The organism is Achromobacter animicus, assembly GCF_902859585.1.
Taxonomy (GTDB): domain Bacteria; phylum Pseudomonadota; class Gammaproteobacteria; order Burkholderiales; family Burkholderiaceae_B; genus Achromobacter; species Achromobacter animicus.
The window spans coordinates 62335-85714 of record NZ_CADIJM010000011.1; the positions used below are offsets into that span (position 1 = coordinate 62335).

Genomic DNA, 23380 nt, shown 5'->3' on the forward strand with positions numbered 1-23380 from the left:
AATGCGCGAACGTTAGATTAATGGATATGGTCACGTCAAGTAAGGGTAATTCCCTAAGCGCCGCGTTGGACGACACGGATCTCGCGTGCCTCGTCGCGCTGCAGGCGCAGCCTCGCGCGTCCTGGCGCGAGCTGGGCGCGGCGACCGGCATCGCCGAGCGAACCGTCGCGCGGCGCATCAAGCGCCTGATGGACGCGGACGCGCTGCGCGTCATCGCGGAACCGGACCCGCTGGCCACCGGCCGCGGCGTGGTGCTGCACGCCTGGGTGCGCTGCCGGTCTGGCCGGGTGCCGGACGTGGCCGACCAACTCGCGAAGCTGGACATCAGCCAGCTCGTGGTGACACTGGCCGGTTCCGCCGATCTGATGGCCGAGCTGACGCTGGCCGACGCGGCCGATATGCCGGACGTCGTGACCCACGTGCTGCCGTCCATCGACGGGGTGGAGCACGTGGAGGCGCGGCTGGTGCTTCGGCCGTTCCGGCGCGCGGGCCAGTGGCGGATTCAGCCGGCGTCTGAAGGCGATGCGGACGCGCCGCTGCTGTCCCCGCCAGCCGCGCTGACCGATCCCGAGCAGCGCATGGTGTCGCACCTGATGCGCGATGGCCGCGCCAGCCTGGCGGAGCTGGCCGAACGATCCGGCGTCAGCGAGCCCACCGCGCATCGCCTGCTGCAGAACCTGGTGGAGCGCCGGGCGCTGAGCTTTCGCGTGGAAGTCGAGCCGGCGCTGGTCGGCTTTCCGGTGGAAGCGGTGATCTCGGTGCAGGTGCGTCCGCAAACGGTGGACGCGCTGGCCGCGCATCTGGCGCTGGACCCCAATACCCGCTGCCTGTTCGGCACCAGCGGCGCGTCGCAGCTTTTCTGGCACGTGCTGTGCCGCGACAGCCTGCATCTCTGGGACGTGGTGACGCGGCGGCTGGGCGAGCTGGACGGCGTGCTGAACAGCGAAGTCGGCGTGGTGATGCGCGCGCACAAGCGTTGCGGCATTGTGCGCGCGGGTGCGCGGCTGGGGGCGGACGCCGCGTGATGTTCACGCGGGGCCGCCTTCGGCCCTTCCGGCCCTTCCGGCCCTTCCAGCCCTTCAGACCCTCCAGACCCATTAGGCCCTTCCGGCGGCCACACTTCCAGGCGGCCGCCTCGGCGCCTCACTTCCGCTATGCCCCGAGATACGCGCGCGCCAGCGCGCCGTCCTTGGCAATGTCTTGCGCGGCGCCATGCGCGGCGACCCGGCCGGATTCCAGCACGTACGCGCGGTCGGCCAGGGACAGCGCCAGCGCCGCCATCTGGTCCACCAGCAGGATGGTCATCGACTCCTTGCGCAGCCGGTCCAGCGCATCGAACAGCTCGTCGATGATCTTGGGCGCCAGGCCCAGCGACGGCTCGTCCAGCAGCAGGATCACGGGCTTGGCCATGAGGCCGCGAGCGATCGCCAGCATCTGTTGTTCACCACCCGACAGCAACCCCGCGCGCTGGTGCAGCCGTTCGCGCAGCCGCGGAAAGCGCGTCAGCATTTCCTCGACACGCGCCTCACGATCCTGCGGATGCAGGAAGGCACCCAGGCGGATGTTGTCCAGCACGCTCAGTCCCGGAAACACCTGACGTCCTTCCGGCACCAGCACCAGGCCGCGCGCCACGATGCGGTCGGCGGCCAGACCGTGCAGCTCCTGACCCTGAAGGTGCATGCCGCCCTGCGCGGGCCGGTGCAGCCCGGCTAGCGTGCGCATCAGCGTGGACTTGCCCGCGCCGTTCGCGCCCAGCAGCGCCACCATCTCGCCTTGCCTGACCTGCAGGTCGATGCCGTGCAGCACGGGATTGGCGCCGTAGCCGGTCGTGAGATTGCCCACACCCAGCACCTCGGGCGGCAGCGCCTCGCCCGCCGGCCTGCGCCGCGCGGCGGGCGCCCGGCGGGCCGCCTCGTCGCCCAGATAGGCCTGCCGCACTTCAGGCGATTGCTGGATCTGGGCGACGCTGCCCTGCGCCAGTTCGCGTCCGGCGTCGATCGCCACGATGTGGTCGGACACGCCCATCACCAGCGTCATGTCGTGCTCGACCAGCAGCACGCCCGCGCCCGCCTCGGCAATGCGCCGCAGCAGCCCGGCCAGCCGCGTCTTGTCCTCGCGCGACAGTCCGGCCGCGGGCTCGTCCATCAGCAGCACGTCGGCATCGGTGGCCAGCGCGCGCGCAATCTCCACCAGCCGCCGGTCCACGTGCGGCAGGTCCGCCGCGGGAATGTCCAGCGCGCCTTCGTAGCCGCAGAACGCGAGCAGGGCGCGCGCGCGTTCGCGCACGTCGGGCGCCAGGTAGCGGCGCGACGCCAGCAGCCCGCCCAACCGTCCGCGCAGCATGCCCAGCGCGACGTTGTCTTCGACGCTCAGCGTGTCGAAGAGCTGCGAGGTCTGGTAGGTGCGTGCAATGCCGCTGCGCGCCACGCGATGCGCGGGCAGCGCGGCCAGCGGGGCATCGCCCAGCGCCACGCGGCCGCTTGTCGGCTGGTAATAGCCGCTCAGCATGTTGATGACGGTGGACTTGCCCGCGCCGTTGGGGCCGATCAGCGCCGTCACCGCACCGGGCGGCACCGTGAACGACACGGCCTGCACGGCGCGCACGCCGCCGAAGGTCATGGTGAGCGCGTCGGCCTGCAACGTGCGGCGCGCACGCGCGGTCGCAGGCAACGCGCCGTGGCGAGGCGCAAGCCCTTGCGTCTGCGCGCGCCGCCGCCAGCGCGCCAGCAGCCCGGCGGCGCCTTCGGGCGCGGCCCACAACACCACCAGCAGGAAGGCGCCGAAGAACAGCAAGCGGTATTCCTCCAGGCTGGACAGCACTTCGGGCAGCAGGCCCACCACCACCGCGCCCAGCAGCGGCCCGGCCAGCGAGCCCGCGCCGCCGATGGTCACCGCCAGCACGAACAGGATGGACTGCATGAAGTTGAAATTGTGCGGCGTGATCATGCCCGTGAGCGGTGCATACAGCCCGCCCGCCAGGCCGACCACCGCGGCCGACACCATGAAGGCCACCGCTTTGACCACCAGCGGATTGATGCCGATGGATTCGCTTGCTGTCTCGCTGTCCTTGACCGCGCGCATGGCCGCGCCCCACGCGCCGCGCGACAGCAGCGCATAGCCGATCAGCGCGGCAAACACCGCCACGATGGCAAGCATGGCCACGCCGCGGTCGCCGCCCAGGCTGCCGAGGGCCGGCTGCACGATGCCCATCAGGCCGTTCTGCCCGCCCGTGACCGAGCCGCCTTCGATCAGCGCGTGTTCCACGATGAAGCCGAAGGCGATGGTGATCATCGCCAGATACGGGCCTTTCACGCGCAGCGCGGGCACGGCGAGCAGCAGGCCGAACGCGCCACACACGAGCGCGGCGGCCGGCCACGCCAGCCAGAAGCTCCATTCGGCCTGGCCGGTCAGGATCGCGACGGTGTACGCGCCGATGGCATAAAAGCCCGCGTGGCCGAACGACATCTGGCCGGTCAGACCCAGCAGCACGTTCAGGCCGATGCCGGCCAGCGCCAGCAGCGCCACATTGCCCAGCACGAAAACGTAGTAGCCGTTGACGGTGGCGGCCAGCATCAGCGCCGCCACGGCCAGCAGGGCATACAGCGCCGGCGGCAGCCAGCGCATTGCGGATTGCTTGTTCATCAGACCTTCCTCACATCGGCGCGCCCGAACAGGCCATTGGGCAGCACGGCCAACATGACGATCACCAGCGTGAAGCTGATGATCTGCGTATACCCGGAGCCCAGCGCCACGGTGATCAGCGCTTCGACCACGCCGAACAGCAAGCCCGCGATCATCACGCCCCATGCGCTGGTGATGCCGCCCAGGATGGCGACCACATAGGCCTTCAAACCGAACAGCGTGCCCATGTCCGCCTGCACGTTAAAGAGCGGCGCGACCAGCGCGCCGGCCACGCCCGCGAACAGCGTGGACACCGCGAAGGCGGCCATGATGGCGTGGCGCACGGGGATGCCCATCAGCCGCGCGGCGTTCGGGTTCTGCACCACGGCCAGCAGCGCCACGCCCCAGCGCGTGCGGCGCGACAAGGTGTGCAGCGCAGCCGCCAGCGCCAGACCCACCACCGGGATCAGCAGTTGCAGCGGATAGATGCCCAGGCCCAGCCCGCCGATCTCCAGCGGCGATTGCGCCAGCGGAGAGGGCAGGCTGCGCGGCTCCTTGCCGAACGTGAACATGACCACGTTGTCCAGCACGATGCCCAGCGCCACCGTGGACATGAGCCACGCATTGGAGCCGCGGCTGGCAAACGGCCGCACCGCCAGCCGCTCCACGACCAGGCCGTACAGCGCGCAGAGCGCCAGCGCAAACAGCAGCGCCACGGCCAGCGGCCAGCCCAGCGTCTGGGCGAACGTGTAGGTCAGCACGGCGCCCAGCATCATGGAACTGCCCTGGGCGAAGTTCACCGTGCCGGACACGGCATAGGTCAGGTAAAAGCCCAGGGCCATCAGCCCATACATGCTTCCCAGTCCCAGGCCGCTGACGATGGCGGACATCAACAACATGCGCGTCTCCCGCGGCGTCTGGCCGCTTTACTGCACGCCCTTGACGGGCAGGATGCGGTTGTCGATGAACTGCGTCCACACGTAGTCGTCCTCACGCAGCGCATCGTGCGAGGCCGGCGTGAAAGGCTGCTCATACGTCTTGATCAGGCCTTCGTACTTGCCGATCTTGTAGAAGCCCTGGCGCACCGCGTCGCCATCGGTCGAGCCGGCCTGCGCGATGGCCAGCGCGGCAAGCTGCATGCCGTCGTACGCGTTGGCCACGCCCACGGCCGGCGTGATGTCCTGCGGACCCTTGATGTCGGAATACTTGGTCTTGAGCGCCTGCATCACCTTGTCGCCCACCGGGCCCTGCTTGCCGAAGAAGCTGTAGGTCTGCACGAAGTGCACGTTCTTGGCGTTGGGACCGGCCAGTTCTGTGAAGCGGCCGCCGGCCGGGCCCCAGTGCGACACAATCGGCACCTTCCAACCCATGCGGTCCAGCGACTTCACCACCTGCGCGGACGGACCCACGTTGCCGACCAGGAACAGCGTGTCGGCGCCGGCGGCCTTCAGGCGGCTCAGTTGCGGCACGATGTCCAGATCGTTGGGCTGGAATTTTTCGACGCCGGCGGGCGTGATCTTGGCGGTGGCCAGCGCGGCGTTCAGGCCTTTCTCGTTGGATTCGCCCCAGGGGTTGTTCACCAGGATCATGCCTGGCTTGGCGCTCTGGAACGTCTTCTTCGCGTACTGGACCATCGCGCTGTCGACGATCTCGTCCATCGCCGACACGCGGAACACGAAGTTGGGATTGCCCTTGTTCTGCGTGATGGCGGTGCCCGCGGCCCACGGCCCCATGAACGGCACCTTCTCCTGGTTCACGATGGGAACGATGGCCATCGAGACCGGCGTGTCCAGGCCGCCGAACAGCACGGCGACCTTTTCCTTGTAGATCAGCTCGCGCGCGGCGGCCATGCCCTTGGCAGGATTGCCTTCGTCGTCGCGGCGCACCAGCACGACCTGGCGGCCGTCCAACAAGCCGCCGCGCGCGTTGATCTCGTCAATGGCGATGGTGATGCCGCGCGTCAGCGCTTCGCCGGCGCGCGCCGACTCCCCGGACAGCGCGGTGATCAGACCGATCTTGATCGGGTCCGCTGCCAGCGCCGACTGCGAGGCAAGGCCCGCGGCGAAAAGCGCGGCGGCGGCCGCGTGGCGCATAAAGGAACGACGGGTCGGGGTCATCGGGACACTCCTGAAAAAGTGGAATGAATCTTGCATGGGGTTAAGTGCTGCTTCGTTCCCTTATGCAAGATCCATGCCACCTGATCCGCGTTCATTGCTGCATGCCGCTTTCGCCCCGCCGCCGCTGGGCGCGGGCAGTGTAGGCGGGATATGTGCACACCGATGTCAGGATTTTGTCGCCAAAACCGCAGCGATTTTGTTCACAATCATGCTTCAGGATTTGCACCAAAATGAATCCATCCTCGCTTCCAAGCACTAAACCGGGGCGCGAAGGCAACGCCGCCTGGACGCCGCAACCGCTGGCCAGCCACGGCCGCTTCCCGTACCGCGCCATCGCGGGCCGCGCCGACTATTCGTGGCCGAACGGCGCACGCCTGGCCGTGTACCTGGGCTTCAACATCGAGCACTTCGCGTTCGGGGAAGGACTGGGCGCGGAACTCGGCCCGGCGTCGCCCCATCCGGACGTCCTGAACTACGCCTGGCGCGAATACGGCAACCGCGTGGGCGCGTGGCGCTGCCTGGAACTCTTCGACGAGCTGCGCCTGCCCGCCGGCGTGTTGATCAATACCGCGCTGTATGAGCATTGCCCCGATCTGGTGGACGCCTTCCTGGCGCGCGGCGACGAGCTCATCGGACACGGCTACAGCAACGCGCACCGGCAGGGCGGATTGCCCGAGGCCGAGGAACGCGCGCTGCTAGCGCACTGCCGCGATCGCATCCTGCGGCACGCGGGCAGCGAGCCGGCGGGTTGGCTGTCGCCGTGGATTTCGGAAAGCCACGCCACGCCCGACCTGCTGGCCGAGGCGGGCTACCGCTACACCCTGAATTGGTGCCACGACGACCAGCCCATGCGTATGCGCACCCGCGCGGGCGACCTGTGGGCCATTCCGTATCCGCAGGAACTCAACGACATTCCGATGATCATGGGCCGCAAGATGGACGCGCGCGATTTTGCCGATATGATCCTTGACCAGTTCGAGGAGATGCGCGCGCAGGCGGTGCGCCAGCCGCTGGTCATGGGCATTGCGCTGCATCCCTACATCGTCGGCCAGCCATACCGGTTGCGTCACCTGCGGCGCGCGCTGGCGCCACTGGCCGCCGCCCGTGACCGCGGCGAGATCTGGTTCACCACGCCAGGCGAGATCTGCCGGCATGTGGACGGCTTGCCGCCGGGTGTGATCGTTTAGGAGCCGCAGTGCCAAGTCCAACCCAATCCCGCCGCGCCGCCGCCGCGCGGTCCAAACCCCCCAAGCCCGCCGCGGACGATGACGTCCTGCCCGACGCCGACATGGAACGCCGCATCTGCGAGGCGGTCTACGAAAGCGTGATGAGCCAGCGCCTGACGCCTGGCACCAAGCTGCCCGAGGCCGCGATCTGCGACCTGTTCGGCGTATCGCGATCGGTGGCGCGCAAGGCGTTGCAGCGGCTGGCGCACGAGCACGTCGTGGACCTGCACCACAACCGCGGCGCGGTGGTGGCCGAACCCACGCCCGAGGACACCCGCCAGATCTTCCAGGCGCGCCGCGCGCTGGAGGCGGCCTTGCTGCCGTTGGCCGCGGCCCGCGCCACGCGCGCCGACTACGCCTCGCTGCGCAAGCAGTTACGTGACGAGCATGCGCTGCTGCACCGCGCCGGGCAACCGGCCTGGGCACGGCAGGCCAGCGCGTTTCACGTGCGGCTGGGCGAACTGTCCGGCAACACCATCCTGCACGGCTACCTGGCCGAGCTGGTCTCGCGCTGCTCGCTCATCGTGGCGCTGTACGAGCCGCCCGGCAACGCCGCCTGCGAACACGGCGAGCACGTGCTGATCGTGGACATGATGGAGCGCGGCGACGTAGCCGAAGCCGTGCGGACCAACGACAACCACCTGGCGGACCTGGAGCGGCGCATCAGCCTTGAGCGCCCGCAGCCCGCGCAAACCCTTGCCCAGATGCTGGGACTGGCCTGACATGGAAATCGACTTCGACGCTATCACCGAATATCAGCGCTACAAGCTGATGGCCAGCCTGATCGTGCCCCGTCCGATCGCGCTGATCACGACGCTGTCCGAGACCGGCGTGGTCAACGCCGCGCCGTTCAGCATGTTCAACATGCTGGGCGAGGACCCGCCCATCGTGATGGTCAGCATCAACCGCCTGGAAGACGGCGGGCTGAAGGACACTGCGGTCAACATCGCGCGCGACCGCGAGTTCGTCGTTCACCTGACCGACGAAGCCATGGCCGAAAAGATGCACCGCTGCGGCGACCGCCTGCCCTCCGATGTCAGCGAACTGGCGCACGCGGGTCTGGACGCCGCGCCCAGCCACCGCGTCGCGCCGCCGCGCATCGTGCAGGCGCCCGTCGCCTTCGAATGCACGTTGTTCGAGACCATGGAGACCGCCAGCCGCCAGATCTTCATCGGTCAGGTGCGCTGGCTGCATGCGCGCGATGGCTTGATCGACACGGAGACGTGGCGCGTGCGCCTGCAGGATTACTTTCCGGTGGGCCGGTTTGGCGCCAGCTTTTACGTGCGGACGCGAGACCGCTACGCCATCGACGCGGAAAAGAACGCGCCGGCCAGCACGGCCATCGACGAGATCTGAGGCCTCACCACACGGCGGCGCCGGAGCCGGGCGCCCGCAGGCGGCGCGCAAAGCGTCGCGACAGGAAGTCCACGAACGCCAGCGTCTTGGCCGGCAGGTTCAGGCGTTCCGGGTACAGCGCGTGAATATCCGCGGGCGGCGTGCGCCAGTCGGTCAGCACTTCTTGCAACCGGCCGGCGCGCAGGTGCGCCGCGGTTTCCCATTCGGACCGCATGACGATGCCGTGGCCGTCCAGCGCCCATTCCAGCGCGCTCTGGCCGTCGTTCGAACTGACCGGGCCGCGCACCTTCACCGTTTCCGCGCGCGCGCCGGATTCCAGCCGCCAGGTGCCGTAGGCCACGTCGTTCTCGCGCACGACGATGCAGCGGTGGCGCTGCAGGTCGCCGGGGGCGCGCGGCTCGCCATGAATCTCCAGGTAGCGCGGCGACGCGCACAGCAGGCGCCGGTTTGAGGCGATCCTGCGCGCCGTCAGCCGCGCGTCCGGCAGGTCGCCGAAGCGCACCGCCACGTCAAAGCCTTCCTCGATCAGATTGAGCGGCCTGTCGGTCAGGCGCATCTGCACTTCCACGTCGGGAAACTGCCTGCAGAAATCCGAAACGGCCGGCACGATGTGCGCGCGTCCAAAGCCGAACGTCGCGTTCAGGCGCAGCAGGCCCTGCGGTTGGGCGCGGGCACTGGACACCGACCGTTCCAGCGCCTGCAGATCGGCCAGGATGCGCGCGCCTTCGGCCAGGTACAGCTCGCCTTCCTGCGTGACGCTGACACGTCGCGTGGTGCGGTTCAACAGACGCACGCCCAGCCGCTGTTCCAGTTTGGCCAGCCGGGTGCTGACCGCGGGCGGCGTCAGCCCCAGTTCCCGCGCCGTGGCCGAGAGGTTGCCGTGCTTGACCACCAGCGAGAAGAAGGCGAGATCGGAGAGCGCGTCCATGGCGATTTATAAATTGAATTTAATAAAGATTTATACATTCCACGAATTATAAGAATGAAACCGGCCTATACACTGGGTTTACCGATACAGAGCCGCGCCACGCGGCCACACGAGGAGACCCGAAATGAAGATAGCCAGATTGGCCGGCGCATTGTGCGCGGCCGTTGCCGCATCCTGTTGGGCCCATGGCGCTGCGGCCAGCAATGCCTTTCCTGAACGCGCGGTGACGCTGATCGTGCCGTTCGCGCCGGGCGGCAGCGTGGATATCGCGGCCCGCCTGATCGCCGACGCGTGGGCAAAGGAACTGGGGCAGAGCGTGATCGTCGAAAACCGCGCCGGCGCGTCCGGCAACATCGGCATGTCGGCCGTGGCGCGCGCAGAACCCAACGGCTATACGCTGGGCATCAACACCATGTCGCTGGCGATCAATCCGGCGCTCTTCAAGAACATGCCATTCGACACCGCGAAGGATCTGCGCTCGGTGGGAACGGTGGGCACGTCCCAGCACGTGCTGACGGTCACCAATTCGTTGCCCGTCGCGTCGGTGAGCGAGCTGCTGACGTACGTGCGCGCGCGTCCCGCGAACGAACTGAGCTTTGGCTCGGCCGGCACCGGCAGCACGTTCCACATGGCCGCGGAGCTCTTCAAGTCCGTGTCCAAGACGCAGATCATGCACGTGCCGTACAAGGGCGGCGGCCCGGCCATGCTCGACACGATCAGCGGCCAGGTGCAGATGAGTTTTCCGGTGCTGTCCGCCGCCAAACCGCAGGTCGACGGCAAGAAGCTGCGCGCGCTCGGGGTGACCGGCACAAAGCGCTCGCCGCTGCTGCCCGACGTGCCGACCATCGCCGAGTCTGGTCTGCCTAGCTATGAATTCAACACCTGGTTCGTCGTCAGCGCGCCGGCCGGCACGCCGCAGGCGGTGATCGACACGCTGAACGCGAAGCTGGGGCAGGCGCTGAAAACGGACGCGCTGACGCAACGCATGCAGAGGGAGGGGTTTGAACCGCTGATCACCACGCCCGACAAGACCGACGCGATGGTAGCCGCCGAGATGACGCGCTGGTCCGGCATCGTCAAGGAAGCCGGCATCGAGGCGAACTGAACGCGCAGGATGCACCCGCAATAGCCGGCGGCAATACCGCCGGCCGCAATACCCGCCCGCGCGCACCGCGGGCGCCTCTTTCAAGCAAGGAAGCACAGACATGCCCGGCATGACGCTTTACGACAAACTGGTGGCCAGCCATGAAGTGGCCCGGATCGACGCCGAGCACGTGCTGCTTTACGTCGACCTGCACATCATGAACGAGTACACCAGCCCGCAGGCCTTCAGCGGCCTGGCCGCGCGGGGCCGCGACGTATTGCGCCCGGGCCAGCAGATGGCCGTGGTGGACCACATCATCCCCACGCATCCCGTGCCTTCCGCGCTGCGCGTGATTGCGGACGATGCGTCGTCGCGGCAGGCGCTGAACCTGAAGCGCAATTGCGATACGCAGCACATCGCGCTATTTGACACGACCGATCCGCTGCAAGGCATCGAGCACGTCATCGCGCCGGAACACGGCATGATCCTGCCCGGCATGGTGGTGCTGTGCGGCGACAGCCACACCACCACGTACGGCGCGTTGGGGGCGCTGGGCTTTGGCATCGGCACCAGCGAGGTCGAGCACATTCTGGCAACGCAGACGCTGGTCTACCGCATGGCGCGCAACATGCGGATCCGCATCGACGGCGTGCTGCCGGCGCATGTGTCGGCCAAGGATCTGGTGATCTACATCGTGCATCGCATCGGCGCGCAGGGCGCGCGCGGTCATGCCGTGGAGTTCTGCGGCGAGGCGGTGGCTGCGCTGTCGGCCGAAGCGCGAATGACCCTGTGCAACATGACGGTCGAAGCCGGCGCGCGCGCCGCACTGATCGCGCCGGACGCCGTCACTGATGCCTACGTCACGGTGCACGCGCCGCAGCTGCGCGGCGCCATGCTGGACGACGCGCGCGCCTGGTGGGCCACGCTGCGCTCGGATGACGACGCGCGCTTCGACGTGGAACACGCGTTCGACGCGGGCCGCATCGCGCCGTTTGTGACCTGGGGCACGAGCCCCGATCAGGCAATGCCGGTCGATGGCGCCGTGCCGGATCCGCGGGACGAGCCCGACGCGCTGGCCCGGCAGGCGCTGGAAAAAGCCATGGACTACATCGGCCTGGCCGCGGGCGCGCCCATCGCGGGCGTGCCGATCGACCGCGTCTTCATCGGTTCCTGTACCAACGGCCGCATCGAAGACCTGCGTGTCGTGGCCGAACTGGCGCGCGGCAAAAAGGTGGCGGCGGGGGTGCGGGCGATGGTGGTGCCCGGTTCTGGCGCAGTGCGCGCGCAGGCTGAAGCCGAAGGGCTGGCCGCCGACCTGATCGCGGCCGGCTTCGAATGGCGCCAGCCCGGCTGCTCGATGTGCCTGGCCATGAACGACGACGTGCTGCGCCCCGGTGAGCGCTGCGCGTCCACCACGAACCGCAATTTCGAGGGACGCCAGGGGCGGGCAGGGCGCACGCACCTGATGAGTCCCGCAATGGCCGCAGCGGCTGCGCTGGCGGGCCGTATCGTCGACGTGCGCACCTGGGGAGACGCCAAATGAATGCCATGACCGAAGGCGTGGCCGCGCCGCTGCCGTATTCCAATCTGGACACCGACCAGATCATGCCCAAGCAGTTCCTGCGCATCATCGACAAGGCCGGGCTGGACAAGGGGCTGCTCTACGACCTGCGCTTTGACGAAGCGGGCGCGCCGCGGCCGGACTGCGTGCTGAACCAGCCTGCGTACGCGGGCACGTCCATTCTGGTGGCGGGGCCCAACTTCGGCTGCGGTTCCAGCCGCGAGCACGCCGTCTGGGGCTTGCAGCAGTTCGGCATCCGGGCGGTGATCGCGTCCAGCTTCGGCGAAATCTTCTACTTCAACGCGCTCAACAACGGCCTCTTGCTGGCGACGTTGCCACCGGCCGAGGTCGACGCCTTGCTCTCGAAGGTGTCCAATACGGCGGCTGGCGCAAACCGCGTCAGCATCGACGTGATGGCCGGGCAGGTGCGCGCGGCCGATGGCTGGACCGCACACTTTGACCTGCCGGCGCGGCATCGGCACATGTTCGCGCAGGGACAGGACATGGTGGGTGCAACGCTGCAACAACTGCCCGACGTCGAGCGTTTTGAAGCCCGCCATTGGGCGCGCTTTCCGTGGATGAAGGACGTGGCGCGTCAGGTGCGCGACCGGCTGGACGCCGCCTAGCGCGTGACGTGCGCGACAACAAAGGAGATGACGCAGATGACCGCCTTTTTCGACCTGCCGGTGCGGCGCTTTCGGGCCAACGGCGTGGAGATCGCCGCGCGCATCGACGGCTCGGGTCCGCCCCTGTTGCTGTTGCACGGCCATCCGCAGACCCACGCCATCTGGCACCGCGTCTGGCCCGAACTGACGCGTCATCGGACCTGCGTGGCTGCCGACCTGCGCGGCTATGGCGACAGCGAGAAGCCCGCTGCCAGTGCCGATCACGCCGCGCATTCGAAGCGCACCATGGCGGCAGACATGGTGGCGCTGATGCGCGGTCTGGGCCATGACCATTTCGAGATCCTGGCGCATGACCGCGGCGCGCGCGTCGCGCACCGGCTGGCGCTGGACCACCCCGAGGCCGTCTCGCGCATGATGCTGCTGGACATCGCGCCCACGCTGGATATGTATGAAGGCACGACGCGCGCCTTTGCGCAGGCCTATTTCCACTGGTTCTGGCTGATCCAGCCGGCGCCGGCGCCGGAAACGATGATCGAGCACGATCCCGTCTTCTATCTGCGGTCCGTGATGGGCGGTCGGCCGGGCGGACTGGCGCATTTTTCGGCTGAGGCCATGGCCGAATACGAACGCGCCGCGCGCCAACCCGGCTGGGCAACCGGCATTTGCGAAGACTACCGCGCGTCCGCCACGATCGACCTGGACCACGACAAGGCCGGCCGCGCGGCGGGCGAGCGCCTGCGCATGCCGGTGCGCGCGATGTGGGGCGAGCGCGGCGCCGTGGGCCGAAACTTCGATGTGCTGGCCCTATGGCGCGCGGTGGCCGACGACGTGACCGGCGGCCCGCTGCCCGGCGCGCACTATCTGGCCGAGGAAACGCCGGACGCCGTGCTGGCCGAAGCCGGAAATTTCTTCGGCTGGCGATGAAGGGGGGCGCACCGCCTGTCAATCAAGCCTCGGCAGGCGATAGGGCTATCCAAAAAGGGACGCACCCCTGGTGTTAACCTTCGGCCCATGAATCGTTACTTCGCCGATCTTTCCGAATTGCCCGACGCCGAGGACGCCCAGCGCGCCTTCAAAGCGTCGGATTCACCCTGCGTGGCGGTGTGCTCCACGCTGTTTGACGACATCTGCCGCGGATGTGGGCGCACTGCCATGGAAGTCGCCAACTGGGTGTTCATGTCGGAAGAAGAAAAGCGCGAAGTCTGGATCCGCATCAAGTCGCAAGGGTATCCGCGGCGTAACAACTGACGCGCTGCGCACTGACGCGCCGCCGCGCCTGGGCATGACCGCGCCGCCATCCCCATTGAAGCCACGTTAAAGACGCGAAGCCGCGCGCTTGCGTCCCCGTCTTGGGCTTGTCACATGGCGCAGGCTGAATAGCGCCATTGCCCACTTCCGGCTCCATCATGCGCATCGTTCTCGTCACGGATGCCTGGCATCCGCAAGTCAACGGCGTCGTCCGCACCTGGTCGACCATGCGGCAGATCCTCAGCGACTGGGGCCACGAGCTGATCGTGGTCAGCCCCGAGGGCAGCCGAACCATCCCCGCGCCCTCCGAACCCGATCTGCGGCTGTGCCTGCAACCCGGCCGGCAACTGCGCCGCATCCTGGGCGACACCATCCCCGATGCGCTGCACATCGCCACGGAAGGCCCGCTGGGGCTGGCGGCCCGGCGCATGGCGATGCGGCGGGGATGGCGCTTCACCACGTCGTTCCACACCATGTTTCCGGACTACCTGCAGGCGCGCATGGGCATTCCTGCTGCGCTGCCGTGGCGCTACCTGCGCTGGTTCCACCGGCCATCGCAATGCGTGCTGGTGCCCACCCCCACGGTGCGCGACATCCTGGTGCGGCGTGGCCTGGCGAATCTGCGCGTCTGGTCGCGCGGGGTCGATCCGCGCAAGTTCCAGCCCTCGGCCAGCCAGGCGTTCCAGGACCTGCCCCGGCCGGTCTGGCTGAGCGTGGGCCGCGTAGCCAAGGAAAAGAACCTGGATGCCTTCCTGTCCCTGGATCTGCCGGGCAGCAAGGTGGTGGTGGGCGCAGGACCTGACGAGGCCCGCCTGAAGAAGCGTTTTCCGGACGCGGTCTTCCTGGGCATGCAGCAGGACGGTGCGCTGCCCGGCTTTTACGCGGCGGCCGACGTGTTCGTCTTTCCCAGCCTGACCGACACCTTCGGGCTGGTGATGCTGGAGGCCATGGCCTGCGGCACGCCGGTGGCGGCCTTTCGCAGCGAGGCGCCGCTTGCCGTGGTCGAGGAGGGCGTGACGGGCCGGCTGGACGACGATCTGAAGCGGGCCTGCCTGGCCGCGCTGCCGCTGCACCGGGACGCGGTGCGCGCGCAGGCGCTGACCCGCAGCTGGGATTCGGTCGCTTCGGATCTGCTGGACGCGCTGGTGCCGCTGACCCAGGGCGATTCGCGCGGCGCGGCTAGCGACTGGGCGACCACCACCTGAAACACGCGCGCCGCCCGGATTTGCTAACCGCGCGGCGCGCCAACCTTGTACAATGCCCGGCAATCCTGAGGAGCGTTGCGACGACCCTGCGGTCCCCCATGTGTCTTACCCATGCGGACCCCGGCTCGCCAGGCTCAGGAATCCTTGTTCAAGCGCCGCGCCCCGCGCGTCGCTACAGCAACGGCGCTCACCTTTGTCGCGTATGGCGGGAAAGGCGAGCACTCGACTGTCGTGGTGTATTCGCGTTGTCCGGCCATCTCGTGCGCCGTTCGTATTTCACGTGGAGCCTACACACCATGAACGCTGTGACTGATAAATCCTTTTCCGACTACCTCGTCGCCGACATGTCGCTGGCCGGCTGGGGCCGCCGCGAACTGGCCATCGCCGAAACCGAAATGCCCGGCCTGATGGCCATCCGCGAGGAATTCGCCGCATCGCAGCCGCTCAAGGGCGCGCGCATCGCCGGCAGCCTGCACATGACCATCCAGACCGGCGTGCTGATCGAAACGCTGGTGGCGCTGGGCGCCGAAGTGCGCTGGGCCTCGTGCAACATCTTCTCCACGCAAGACCACGCCGCCGCCGCCATCGCCGCGTCCGGCACCCCGGTCTTCGCCGTCAAGGGCGAGACGCTGGAAGAGTACTGGCAGTACACCCACAAGATCTTCGAATGGCCCAATGGCCAGAACGCCAACATGATCCTCGACGACGGCGGCGACGCCACGTTGATGCTGCATCTGGGCACCAAGGCTGAAAAGGACATCTCGGTCCTGGCCAACCCGGGTAGCGATGAAGAGCGCATCCTGTTCGCCGCCATCAAGGAAACCCTGAAGCGCGATCCCAAGTGGTACTCGACCCGCCTGGCGCTGATCAAGGGCGTGACCGAAGAAACCACCACCGGCGTGCATCGTCTGTATCAGATGTCGCAAAAGGGCGAGCTGGCCTTTGCCGCCATCAACGTCAACGACTCGGTCACCAAGTCCAAGTTCGACAACCTGTACGGCTGCCGCGAATCGCTGGTTGACGGCATCAAGCGCGCCACCGACGTCATGGTCGCCGGCAAGATCGCGGTTGTGGCCGGCTACGGCGACGTGGGCAAGGGCTGCGCCCAGGCGCTGGTCGCGCTGCGCGCGCAAGTGTGGGTCACCGAAATCGACCCGATCTGCGCCCTGCAGGCCGCCATGGAAGGCTTCAAGGTCGTGACGATGGAAGAAGCCGCCGCCCACGGCGACATCTTCGTCACCGCCACCGGCAACTACCATGTGATCACGCGTGAGCACATGAACGCCATGAAGGACCAGGCCATCGTCTGCAACATCGGCCACTTCGACAACGAAATCGACGTCGCTGCGCTGGCCGACTGCCAGTGGGAAGAGATCAAGCCGCAAGTCGACCACGTCATCTTCCCGGACGGCAAGCGCATCATCCTGCTGGCGCAGGGCCGTCTCGTGAACCTGGGCTGCGCCACCGGCCACCCCTCGTTCGTGATGTCGTCCTCGTTCGCCAACCAGACGATCGCCCAGATCGAACTGTTCACGCGCAACGACGCCTACAAGTCCGGCGAAGTCTACGTGCTGCCCAAGCACCTGGACGAGAAGGTCGCCCGCCTGCATCTGAAGAAGCTGGGTGTCAAGCTGACGACCCTGCGCAAGGACCAGGCCGACTACATCAGCGTGCCGGTCGAAGGCCCCTACAAGCCCAACCACTACCGCTATTGATGGATGTAGCACAATAGGAAAATTCCGCGCCATGTCGGCGCGGGTTTTCCGGTCTGCGGGTCACGCCCGTCGCCGCCCGGCGCCGACGGGTCCGCGGAGCGTCAATACAGGAGTTCGAACATGGTGACACTGATACTCGTCTGGATCCTGAACGCAGTGGCCTTGCTGGCCGTTGCCTACCTGCTGCCCGGCATCACGGTGGCCAGTTTCGGTTCGGCGCTGATCGCCGCGCTGGTGCTGGGCTTGGTGAACATGCTGGTCAAGCCGGTCCTGGTGCTGCTGACGCTGCCCATCACGATCGTTACCCTTGGGCTCTTCCTCATCGTCATCAACGCCTTGCTGTTCTGGTTCGTGGGCTCCGTGCTCAAGGGCTTCCAGGTCAACGGGTTCTGGTGGGCCGTGGGCGGCGCCATCCTCTACAGCATCATTTCCGGTCTCCTGACCAAGCTGATCCCGTAGGGTAGAGCCCCCCCGAGCGCTGCGCGCTTCCCCCAGGGGCGTGCCTGCGGACCGGCGGAGCCCGGATCCGCGGCACCCCGCGGGGGCCGCACCTGCCCTAAGCGGCGCTTGGCGCCATAAAAAGATTGATATGTCCGAATCGAACTCTCCTGCTTTTAGTCTGGAATTCTTTCCTCCGCGTGATCTGGCCGGCCAGGAGCGTCTGGTGCGTGCGGCCAAGCAGATGCTGGCCATCCAGCCCAAGTACGTCAGCGTGACGTTCGGCGCGGGCGGTTCCACGCGCGCCGGCACGGCCGACGCGGTGCGCACGCTGCGCAATCTGGGCTGCGATGCGGCGCCGCACTTGTCGTGCGTGGGCGCGTCGCGCCAGGATCTGCGCGACATCCTGCAGGCCTACAAGAACGAGGGCGTGCGGCGCGTGGTGGCCCTGCGCGGCGACCTGCCCTCGGGCATGGGCGGCGACGCGGGCGAACTGCGCTACGCCAACGAACTGGTGTCGTTCATCCGCAAGGAAACCGGCGACTGGTTCCACATCGAAGTGGCCGCCTATCCCGAAATGCACCCCCAGGCCGCCAATCCGTCGGCCGACCTGGACCATTTCGTGACCAAGGTGAAGGCCGGCGCCGATGCCGCCATCACGCAGTATTTCTTCAACGCCGACGCCTATTTCGACTTCGTCGACCGCGCCCGCGCCAAGGGCGTGAACGTGCCGATCGTGCCGGGCATCATGCCCATCACGAACCACACGCAGCTGCTTCGGTTCTCGGAGATGTGCGGGGCTGAAGTCCCGCGCTGGATCCGCCTGCGCCTGGCCGAATTCGGCGACGACAAGGCCTCCATCCGCGCCTTCGGCGTGGACGTTGTGACCGAGCTGTGCCAGACGCTGCTGGACAACGGCGCGCCCGGCCTGCATTTCTACACGCTGAACAATTCCGAAGCGCCGCTGGCGATCTGGAAGGAACTGACGGTGTAAGCGGTCGGTTGCACGGCGGCGGGAATACCGCTGGCTGCCGTCGTAAAAGGCCGGCGTCTTCCCCGGTCTTAATAAGTTGGTCAGATCGATCCCCACGAAGCGTTACGCTGCGTGGGGATTTTTTTGCTGGTAACTCAGACCCGCTCCTCAGCAGTTTCGAAGTATTCATATGTCCAAGGGGGCGGCCCCGCCTTAGATTGAACGACTTTTCGTTCAATCAACGAGTGAAACTCACATGGCGGGAGCGGCGACTGATTTGACGGCCGAGGCGTCCAGATGGACGCGTCGGGTGGTAAGTACATTGGCATGTCCGGATTGGACCTCGCTGGAACACGGTATCCGCCCCTGGCTTTTTCTGGACGGCGCCCGCAGCGACACACTCGAAAGCGACGTTCTGCGAATCACAAGGGGATTCGAGCACCGGTGGGTGTGGCGCGACACGCCTCGGGAGTACCGCAACCCAGGCTATCGCCATGGTCCCCTGCTCGTGCCCCTCGACGAGGCCTTGTTCACTCACGCCCTTGACCATTGGTTCCGTCAGCAAACGGGGATCATCCTGCTCGCCTCTGACGATGACGACACCCTGGTCGCCCATCTGCAACAGTTGCATCAACTGACGGGTTCAGACGGACTTCCGATCAGCTTCAGCCTTAACGGCGCGCGGGCGCTTGAAGAGTTCTGTGAAGGCTTGAACGCGCACGCCCTGGCCAGGCTGTTCGGCCCCATTCAACGTTTCATCTGGTACGCGGGCAACCCGCATCAGGGCGAATGGCTGGTTGCGGACTCTCCCTTCCCGGGGCAAGCCACAACCGCGCTGGACGAGCCCATCGCCTTGACGAAAGCCGATGAGATCTCACTCGACGAGGCCAGCCTCGCGTGGTTCATGCGTGACTGCGCGCGCAGTGTTCGCCAGCGAACGCCGGCCTACGACGATCCAAAGAATGAACCAGTTCTGTGGCGTTGCATCGACCTCTTCGTGCACGAGGCGGCCGATCAACTCGCACTCACCTTGGAACGCGACGTTCGCCGCTACGTCGATCTGCGCTTTCGCTACCCGCAAGCGTTTTTCTCCACAGACAACGCGCTTCGCGAAATGCTGACCAGCCGGCACATTCCGGGAAAACAGCGGTTGGTGGACGCCGAAGCGCGGCTCTCGACCCTTGTGGCGCGGTAAAGGAGCCTCATCAGGTGGACTGCAAAGCGGTGAACTACAAAAAGGCGCTGGGTTCCATTCGCCCGAATGAAAAACGCCTGGGCAAAGCCATCTCCCCACCGCCCTGCGAACGCGGTGTGCCCCTGTATCCGCTGCGCTATGGCATTGCCGATTACGCGTGGGACAGGGAGGTGTTTCCCCGCCTGAACATTGAGGGCTATCCCACGCTCACGGCGGGCAAAGCGTACGGATTGCGCACATTGCGTCCGGGCACTTACGTCTACCTCTTCCACTTCCAGAATGGGCGCATGTGGACGCAGCATTACCAAGTCACCGAAGACGTCCGCTTCGCCCGTATCTGGTGGAGTGATGCGGACGACGCCGATGCCACGCCGGGCCGGCTCAGCCGGCCCGATACGGTGGGTGCTCAGACGTATCTCTTCGCGCCGGACGCAAAGACTGCCGAAACCGTACACATCCTGGTGAGCGACACGCTGCTGTCCCACCGCACGTTGTGGGCCATCGAGACCAATGACGGCGGCCTTCGCGATGCATTGAGCACACAGTGCAGGCCTGCGGGCAATGCGTACCAAGAACACATCTTCGACGCGACGCTGCTGGGCGAGGCCGCACGGGAACTCGTCTCGCCATCCGGACATGGTGCGCCCAAGCCGTTCGACTGGAGCGAAATCCAGTTCTCGGAAAAGGCGCCAAACCACCACAACATCCTGGCCAACATGTACCTCGCGTTGCTGCCACGCAAGGACTTCACGCCCCTGGTGGTTGCGTTGCAGGATCCGATCGGGATCGCCAGCGAGCTTCATTATCGGATTACCCATTCCGTGACCCGCAAGACGGAATACGCCGGACGCAACGCGCACAAATTGCAGAGCGCAACGCTCATCCGCAATTACTTCGAGGCGATGAAGAAAGAGGCAGGTGGAAACCCAGACGTCGCCAACACGATCACGCGGCAGCAAAACTTGGTGAACTACAGCGGCGCCATGTCATTCCCCGGCGTCTACGCCAAGGAAATCGAAGCGTTCGACCGCACTATTGCAGCAGCGGTAGCGGATTCCGTTGCGTGGGTTCGCCTTATCGACCCCTCGCGGTTGCTGGGCAAGGCGCTGCGTTGCTTTGATCGCGGCGTGATCTACAACGCCCATGACTATGAGGACGCCGTCCTGCAGTGCATTGGCGGTCTGGTGCACGCGAAAGATGGAATACAGGTACTGCACGACCTGATCAATCTGCCCGTCGATAAAAGCCCTTACTGGCTCGCACTGGCCAATGGCAGTGAACTGCTTCTTGCTCGTCTGAAGTCGAGCTCCGGCGAGATTGCCAAGAATCTTTTCAACGTCATGGACAAGGTGTTGGAACAGCACCAGCTGACCACAGCGTCCAACGCGCTAATCGGGTTGTTGCAGGCGCTGCCGGAAACCAAGGTGGCGGATGTACTGGTTCCACGTCTGCGGCATGTGATGGAGGTCAGAGCCGGTTTCACCATCGTTCGTTACGACGTTGGGATCGTCGACCTGCAGCGAGCCGCTTATGAATTCCAAGGATATCAAACGCTTGGCGAAGACGGGTTGCGTGGGTGGAAGATGCCGTCCCCGAAGATCAGTCAGGCAGATTCGGGCAAGAGGACATCAGTCTATGACTGGGTGAAGGTGGGTGAAACCACGTACCGCGAGATTGGCGAGGCGACCACGGACAAGTCGGCCCTGCCGCTGTCCAGGGCAATTCGGATGGAGGGCAACCCGTTCATCAGTATGTTGAATCGCTTGCGAGCGCCAGTCGGAAACTTATTCACCGGACTGGGTGGCCTTCTAGCGTTGAATGCATTGTCAAACGCTTGGAAGAACCTGAGGAATTCGGACGAAACTGCCGCCAATTACGTGAGCTTCACTGGAGCGACGAGCGCCGTCGTCGCCGCCGGCATAGAAATTGGTACTTCCATGATTTCATTCAGTGCAACGAGGCGGGGAAACACAGCTTTGGCGCTCCAGACGTCCGTCATTGCAGCAAAGCGAGGCATTGCGCTCTTTGGAGCCGGAGCGGCAGGACTGGCGGCAGTTGCCGACTTGATCAAGGCGGCCCAGGCGTTTGGTGACGGCAACCCTGAGCAGGCGGGAATGTTGATTGGATCAGCGATAGCTGGCGGCGTTATAACTGTCGCGATGTGGGCGGGAGGGACGGCTACGGCAGCCTCCCTTGTCGGTGGAGGTGCCGCAATCATGCTCGGCTTAAATCCTGCGGGATGGGCAATCGCGGCGGGTATTGCGGTGGTGTTCTTGTTTGGATTCGCCTTCGGTGTTGACGTCAACAAGCACGGTCCGGTCGAGATCTGGCTCAAACACAGTGCGTGGGGAGTGGAAGACCGTCATTACTCCAACGCTGAAGAATTGGACGTGGTTCACGGCATGCTTTATCGACCAAGGTTGACAGCTGAATGGACCAACGCATCAGGATATGCGGTAGGTGCTCTTCGCATCAGTTGTCAGCTACCCGATAACACTGATTATCTCGAGGACCGATTTCAGTCGAGACTGTCTCTAACTATGCGGGGCAGGCAGCTGATTCAAGTGGACGGACCCATTGCATATGCGCCCGGCACGAGTCCCGTCAACTATGAACTCGAGTGCGTCGTCTCGCGATTAGGTGGGACCGGCAAAGAATGCGGGTGGTCGATCTTCATGCATGAGGACGCCGAAGTGGCGCTGGAGTATCTCTACTTCCCCGACCCAGAACGACATCCAACTCTGGCAATTCGGCAGCCCGGTGAGCCTGCGCCTTTGGAATTCACATCGGGAGGTTGGTTTAGAGATCCGATCCATCAATCCAAGCTTGAGTCTGTACGCCCCCCGAATGAACAAAAATATTAAGCGTCTGCCGAATAGTCTTCGCCTCGGAGGCACTCCACTCGACAGAGCGGGTACTGCTTCTGTTCCCCCCAAACCCGATGGCGTTCGGCGCGCTAACGAAAGTTGCGTTGAACTCGAAACGTACGCGAATTACGTGCACGGGGGCGCCGCAAGTTTTATTGCGATGTCGATCGTTGTGAGTATCGTAGCGTTCTTTGCGGGAGTAATCGCAATTGGCGTGGAGGACATCAGCGGCGAACAGATCATGATCATGCTCGCCTTATCTCCGACCTTGACGATCATGGCCTTGATTTTCTATTTCGCAGGCGGAACGCATAAAAGTCGCGGGGCATATGTTCGTGTACACCGCGGTACGCGAAAACTCTACTTCGTATACCCAAGGCAGAAGCGGACGCATGTTCTTGCCTGGGATCAACTGGAAGCGGTAGCCGGCTACATTCCCATCATTTCCGCAAACGGCTACTTCAGCAGACACCCTCTCTATCTAATCGGCGTCGACTACAGCATGGACCCGCCGTCTGAGGTGTGCGTCGCGTGCGGCAATCTCGGCCTCTTTACTGGAGATCAGTCAGCGAAGGGGCTGTGGTCCTATCTTTTCTCTTTCATGGAAAACGGACCAGAGGGTTTGCCCAAGCCTGCCTTGCTGGCCCCACGACTAAGCCGGGCAGAGGAAACGCTCAAGCCGTATCGGAATTGGTACATGGGCTTGCGGCACAAGCTCTCTCAACCCAACGGCATCTTGATAGCCCCAATCACCATTCCGTTCTGGCTAATTTTGCTGGTGATCGAAGCTTATCCAGACAGTTTCGAGGCCTTCCTTCAATACAACGTGCCCTTTGCGCAATTCCCCGAGGAAATAGATCGGCTATGCGGATTTGACTAGAAACGCACGCCAACTGCCCAACTTATCAGCAAATGCTCCGATTGATTCGAACGGAAATTTGCCGTGTGCCAAGTAGTGTTGACATAAAGCGCCTCTCTCAGAGCCTGCGCTTTGGCGGAACGCCGCTGCGAAGCGATGGCCGTTTTCCCCCCTAGAACAGGCTCAAGCGATGACGTCATAAGCCTGCGTCATCGTGAACCAGCGCGGGTCTACCGCCTAGAACGAAGCCTCCGAACGCCAACGTCCCTGGCTGCATCAAGTGTTTTCCGACACGGCCACCGCTTTGGAGACGCATCCCTTCACACGGGCGTTGCCGAGATGGCCTTGTTTTGTTCCGCCG

General features: G+C 65.4%; 20 protein-coding genes and 1 riboswitch. Of the genes, 16 read left to right on the forward strand and 4 right to left on the reverse strand.

Annotated elements, in window-relative coordinates; all coding sequences use genetic code 11:
• Positions 1-20: 20 nt before the first annotated feature.
• Complete coding sequence (locus HV681_RS21535) at positions 21-1025, forward strand: Lrp/AsnC family transcriptional regulator (protein WP_175124923.1); 1005 nt, start codon at positions 21-23, stop codon at positions 1023-1025.
• 127 nt (positions 1026-1152) lie between these two features.
• Here the strand turns inward: HV681_RS21535 and HV681_RS21540 are convergent, their stop codons facing one another.
• From HV681_RS21540 to HV681_RS21550, 3 genes are read right to left on the reverse strand one after another with little or no spacing between them, the layout of a single operon-like run.
• Complete coding sequence (locus HV681_RS21540; RefSeq protein ID WP_175124924.1) at positions 1153-3642, reverse strand: branched-chain amino acid ABC transporter ATP-binding protein/permease; 2490 nt, start codon at positions 3640-3642, stop codon at positions 1153-1155.
• Positions 3642-4520 carry a branched-chain amino acid ABC transporter permease gene (locus tag HV681_RS21545; RefSeq protein ID WP_175124925.1) on the reverse strand — a complete coding sequence of 293 codons (879 nt, stop codon included), beginning with the start codon at positions 4518-4520 and terminating at the stop codon, positions 3642-3644. Before HV681_RS21545 ends, HV681_RS21540 begins: the two co-directional genes overlap by 1 nt.
• Before the next feature lie 27 nt (positions 4521-4547).
• Positions 4548-5738, reverse strand: coding sequence for an ABC transporter substrate-binding protein (locus tag HV681_RS21550; protein WP_175124926.1), 1191 nt, complete (start codon positions 5736-5738; stop codon positions 4548-4550).
• Positions 5739-5968: 230 nt separating this feature from the next.
• Here HV681_RS21550 and HV681_RS21555 point away from each other — a divergent pair, with 230 nt between their 5' ends.
• The 3 genes from HV681_RS21555 to HV681_RS21565 are packed head-to-tail and all read left to right on the forward strand — an operon-like array spanning position 5969 to position 8320.
• On the forward strand, positions 5969-6925 hold the full coding sequence (locus tag HV681_RS21555) for a polysaccharide deacetylase family protein (RefSeq protein ID WP_175124927.1): 957 nt from the start codon (positions 5969-5971) through the stop codon (positions 6923-6925).
• Between the two features lie 8 nt (positions 6926-6933).
• Complete coding sequence (locus HV681_RS21560) at positions 6934-7686, forward strand: GntR family transcriptional regulator (RefSeq protein ID WP_175124928.1); 753 nt, start codon at positions 6934-6936, stop codon at positions 7684-7686.
• 1 nt (position 7687) lies between these two features.
• Positions 7688-8320, forward strand: a complete 633-nt coding sequence (locus HV681_RS21565; protein WP_175124929.1) for a flavin reductase family protein — start codon at positions 7688-7690, stop codon at positions 8318-8320.
• A gap of 4 nt (positions 8321-8324) precedes the next feature.
• Here the strand turns inward: HV681_RS21565 and HV681_RS21570 are convergent, their stop codons facing one another.
• A complete protein-coding gene (locus HV681_RS21570; RefSeq protein WP_175124930.1) occupies positions 8325-9248 on the reverse strand; it encodes a LysR family transcriptional regulator in 924 nt (307 codons plus the stop codon).
• Positions 9249-9372: 124 nt separating this feature from the next.
• Here HV681_RS21570 and HV681_RS21575 point away from each other — a divergent pair, with 124 nt between their 5' ends.
• The 12 genes from HV681_RS21575 to HV681_RS21630 all read left to right on the forward strand — a co-directional run bounded on the left by HV681_RS21575 (position 9373) and on the right by HV681_RS21630 (position 23040).
• Complete coding sequence (locus HV681_RS21575) at positions 9373-10353, forward strand: tripartite tricarboxylate transporter substrate binding protein (protein WP_175124931.1); 981 nt, start codon at positions 9373-9375, stop codon at positions 10351-10353.
• 100 nt (positions 10354-10453) lie between these two features.
• Positions 10454-11875: a 3-isopropylmalate dehydratase large subunit gene (leuC, locus tag HV681_RS21580; RefSeq protein ID WP_175124932.1), complete on the forward strand. Its 1422-nt coding sequence runs from the start codon at positions 10454-10456 to the stop codon at positions 11873-11875.
• Complete coding sequence (leuD, locus tag HV681_RS21585; protein WP_175124933.1) at positions 11872-12519, forward strand: 3-isopropylmalate dehydratase small subunit; 648 nt, start codon at positions 11872-11874, stop codon at positions 12517-12519. The genes leuC and leuD overlap by 4 nt, the downstream gene beginning before the upstream one ends.
• A gap of 36 nt (positions 12520-12555) precedes the next feature.
• Positions 12556-13443: an alpha/beta fold hydrolase gene (locus HV681_RS21590; RefSeq protein ID WP_175124934.1), complete on the forward strand. Its 888-nt coding sequence runs from the start codon at positions 12556-12558 to the stop codon at positions 13441-13443.
• 87 nt (positions 13444-13530) lie between these two features.
• The gene (locus HV681_RS21595; RefSeq protein ID WP_175124935.1) at positions 13531-13767 is read left to right on the forward strand and encodes a DUF1289 domain-containing protein; all 237 of its coding nucleotides are present in this window, start codon (positions 13531-13533) and stop codon (positions 13765-13767) included.
• Positions 13768-13925: 158 nt separating this feature from the next.
• Positions 13926-14972 carry a glycosyltransferase family 4 protein gene (locus HV681_RS21600; RefSeq protein ID WP_175124936.1) on the forward strand — a complete coding sequence of 349 codons (1047 nt, stop codon included), beginning with the start codon at positions 13926-13928 and terminating at the stop codon, positions 14970-14972.
• A gap of 61 nt (positions 14973-15033) precedes the next feature.
• Positions 15034-15168: riboswitch (S-adenosyl-L-homocysteine riboswitch) on the forward strand.
• A gap of 100 nt (positions 15169-15268) precedes the next feature.
• Positions 15269-16687 (forward strand): adenosylhomocysteinase, encoded by a 1419-nt coding sequence (ahcY, locus tag HV681_RS21605; RefSeq protein ID WP_175124937.1) that lies wholly within the window; start codon positions 15269-15271, stop codon positions 16685-16687.
• Between the two features lie 123 nt (positions 16688-16810).
• A complete protein-coding gene (locus HV681_RS21610) occupies positions 16811-17146 on the forward strand; it encodes a phage holin family protein (RefSeq protein WP_056327402.1) in 336 nt (111 codons plus the stop codon).
• Positions 17147-17276: 130 nt separating this feature from the next.
• On the forward strand, positions 17277-18119 hold the full coding sequence (gene metF / locus HV681_RS21615; RefSeq protein WP_175124938.1) for a methylenetetrahydrofolate reductase [NAD(P)H]: 843 nt from the start codon (positions 17277-17279) through the stop codon (positions 18117-18119).
• A 301-nt stretch (positions 18120-18420) separates the two neighbouring features.
• Positions 18421-19293, forward strand: coding sequence for a DUF4123 domain-containing protein (locus tag HV681_RS21620; RefSeq protein ID WP_175124939.1), 873 nt, complete (start codon positions 18421-18423; stop codon positions 19291-19293).
• 29 nt (positions 19294-19322) lie between these two features.
• Positions 19323-22157 carry a toxin VasX gene (locus HV681_RS21625; protein ID WP_175124940.1) on the forward strand — a complete coding sequence of 945 codons (2835 nt, stop codon included), beginning with the start codon at positions 19323-19325 and terminating at the stop codon, positions 22155-22157.
• On the forward strand, positions 22141-23040 hold the full coding sequence (locus tag HV681_RS21630) for a DUF6708 domain-containing protein (protein WP_175124941.1): 900 nt from the start codon (positions 22141-22143) through the stop codon (positions 23038-23040). Before HV681_RS21625 ends, HV681_RS21630 begins: the two co-directional genes overlap by 17 nt.
• The last annotated feature ends 340 nt before the right edge of the window (positions 23041-23380 follow it).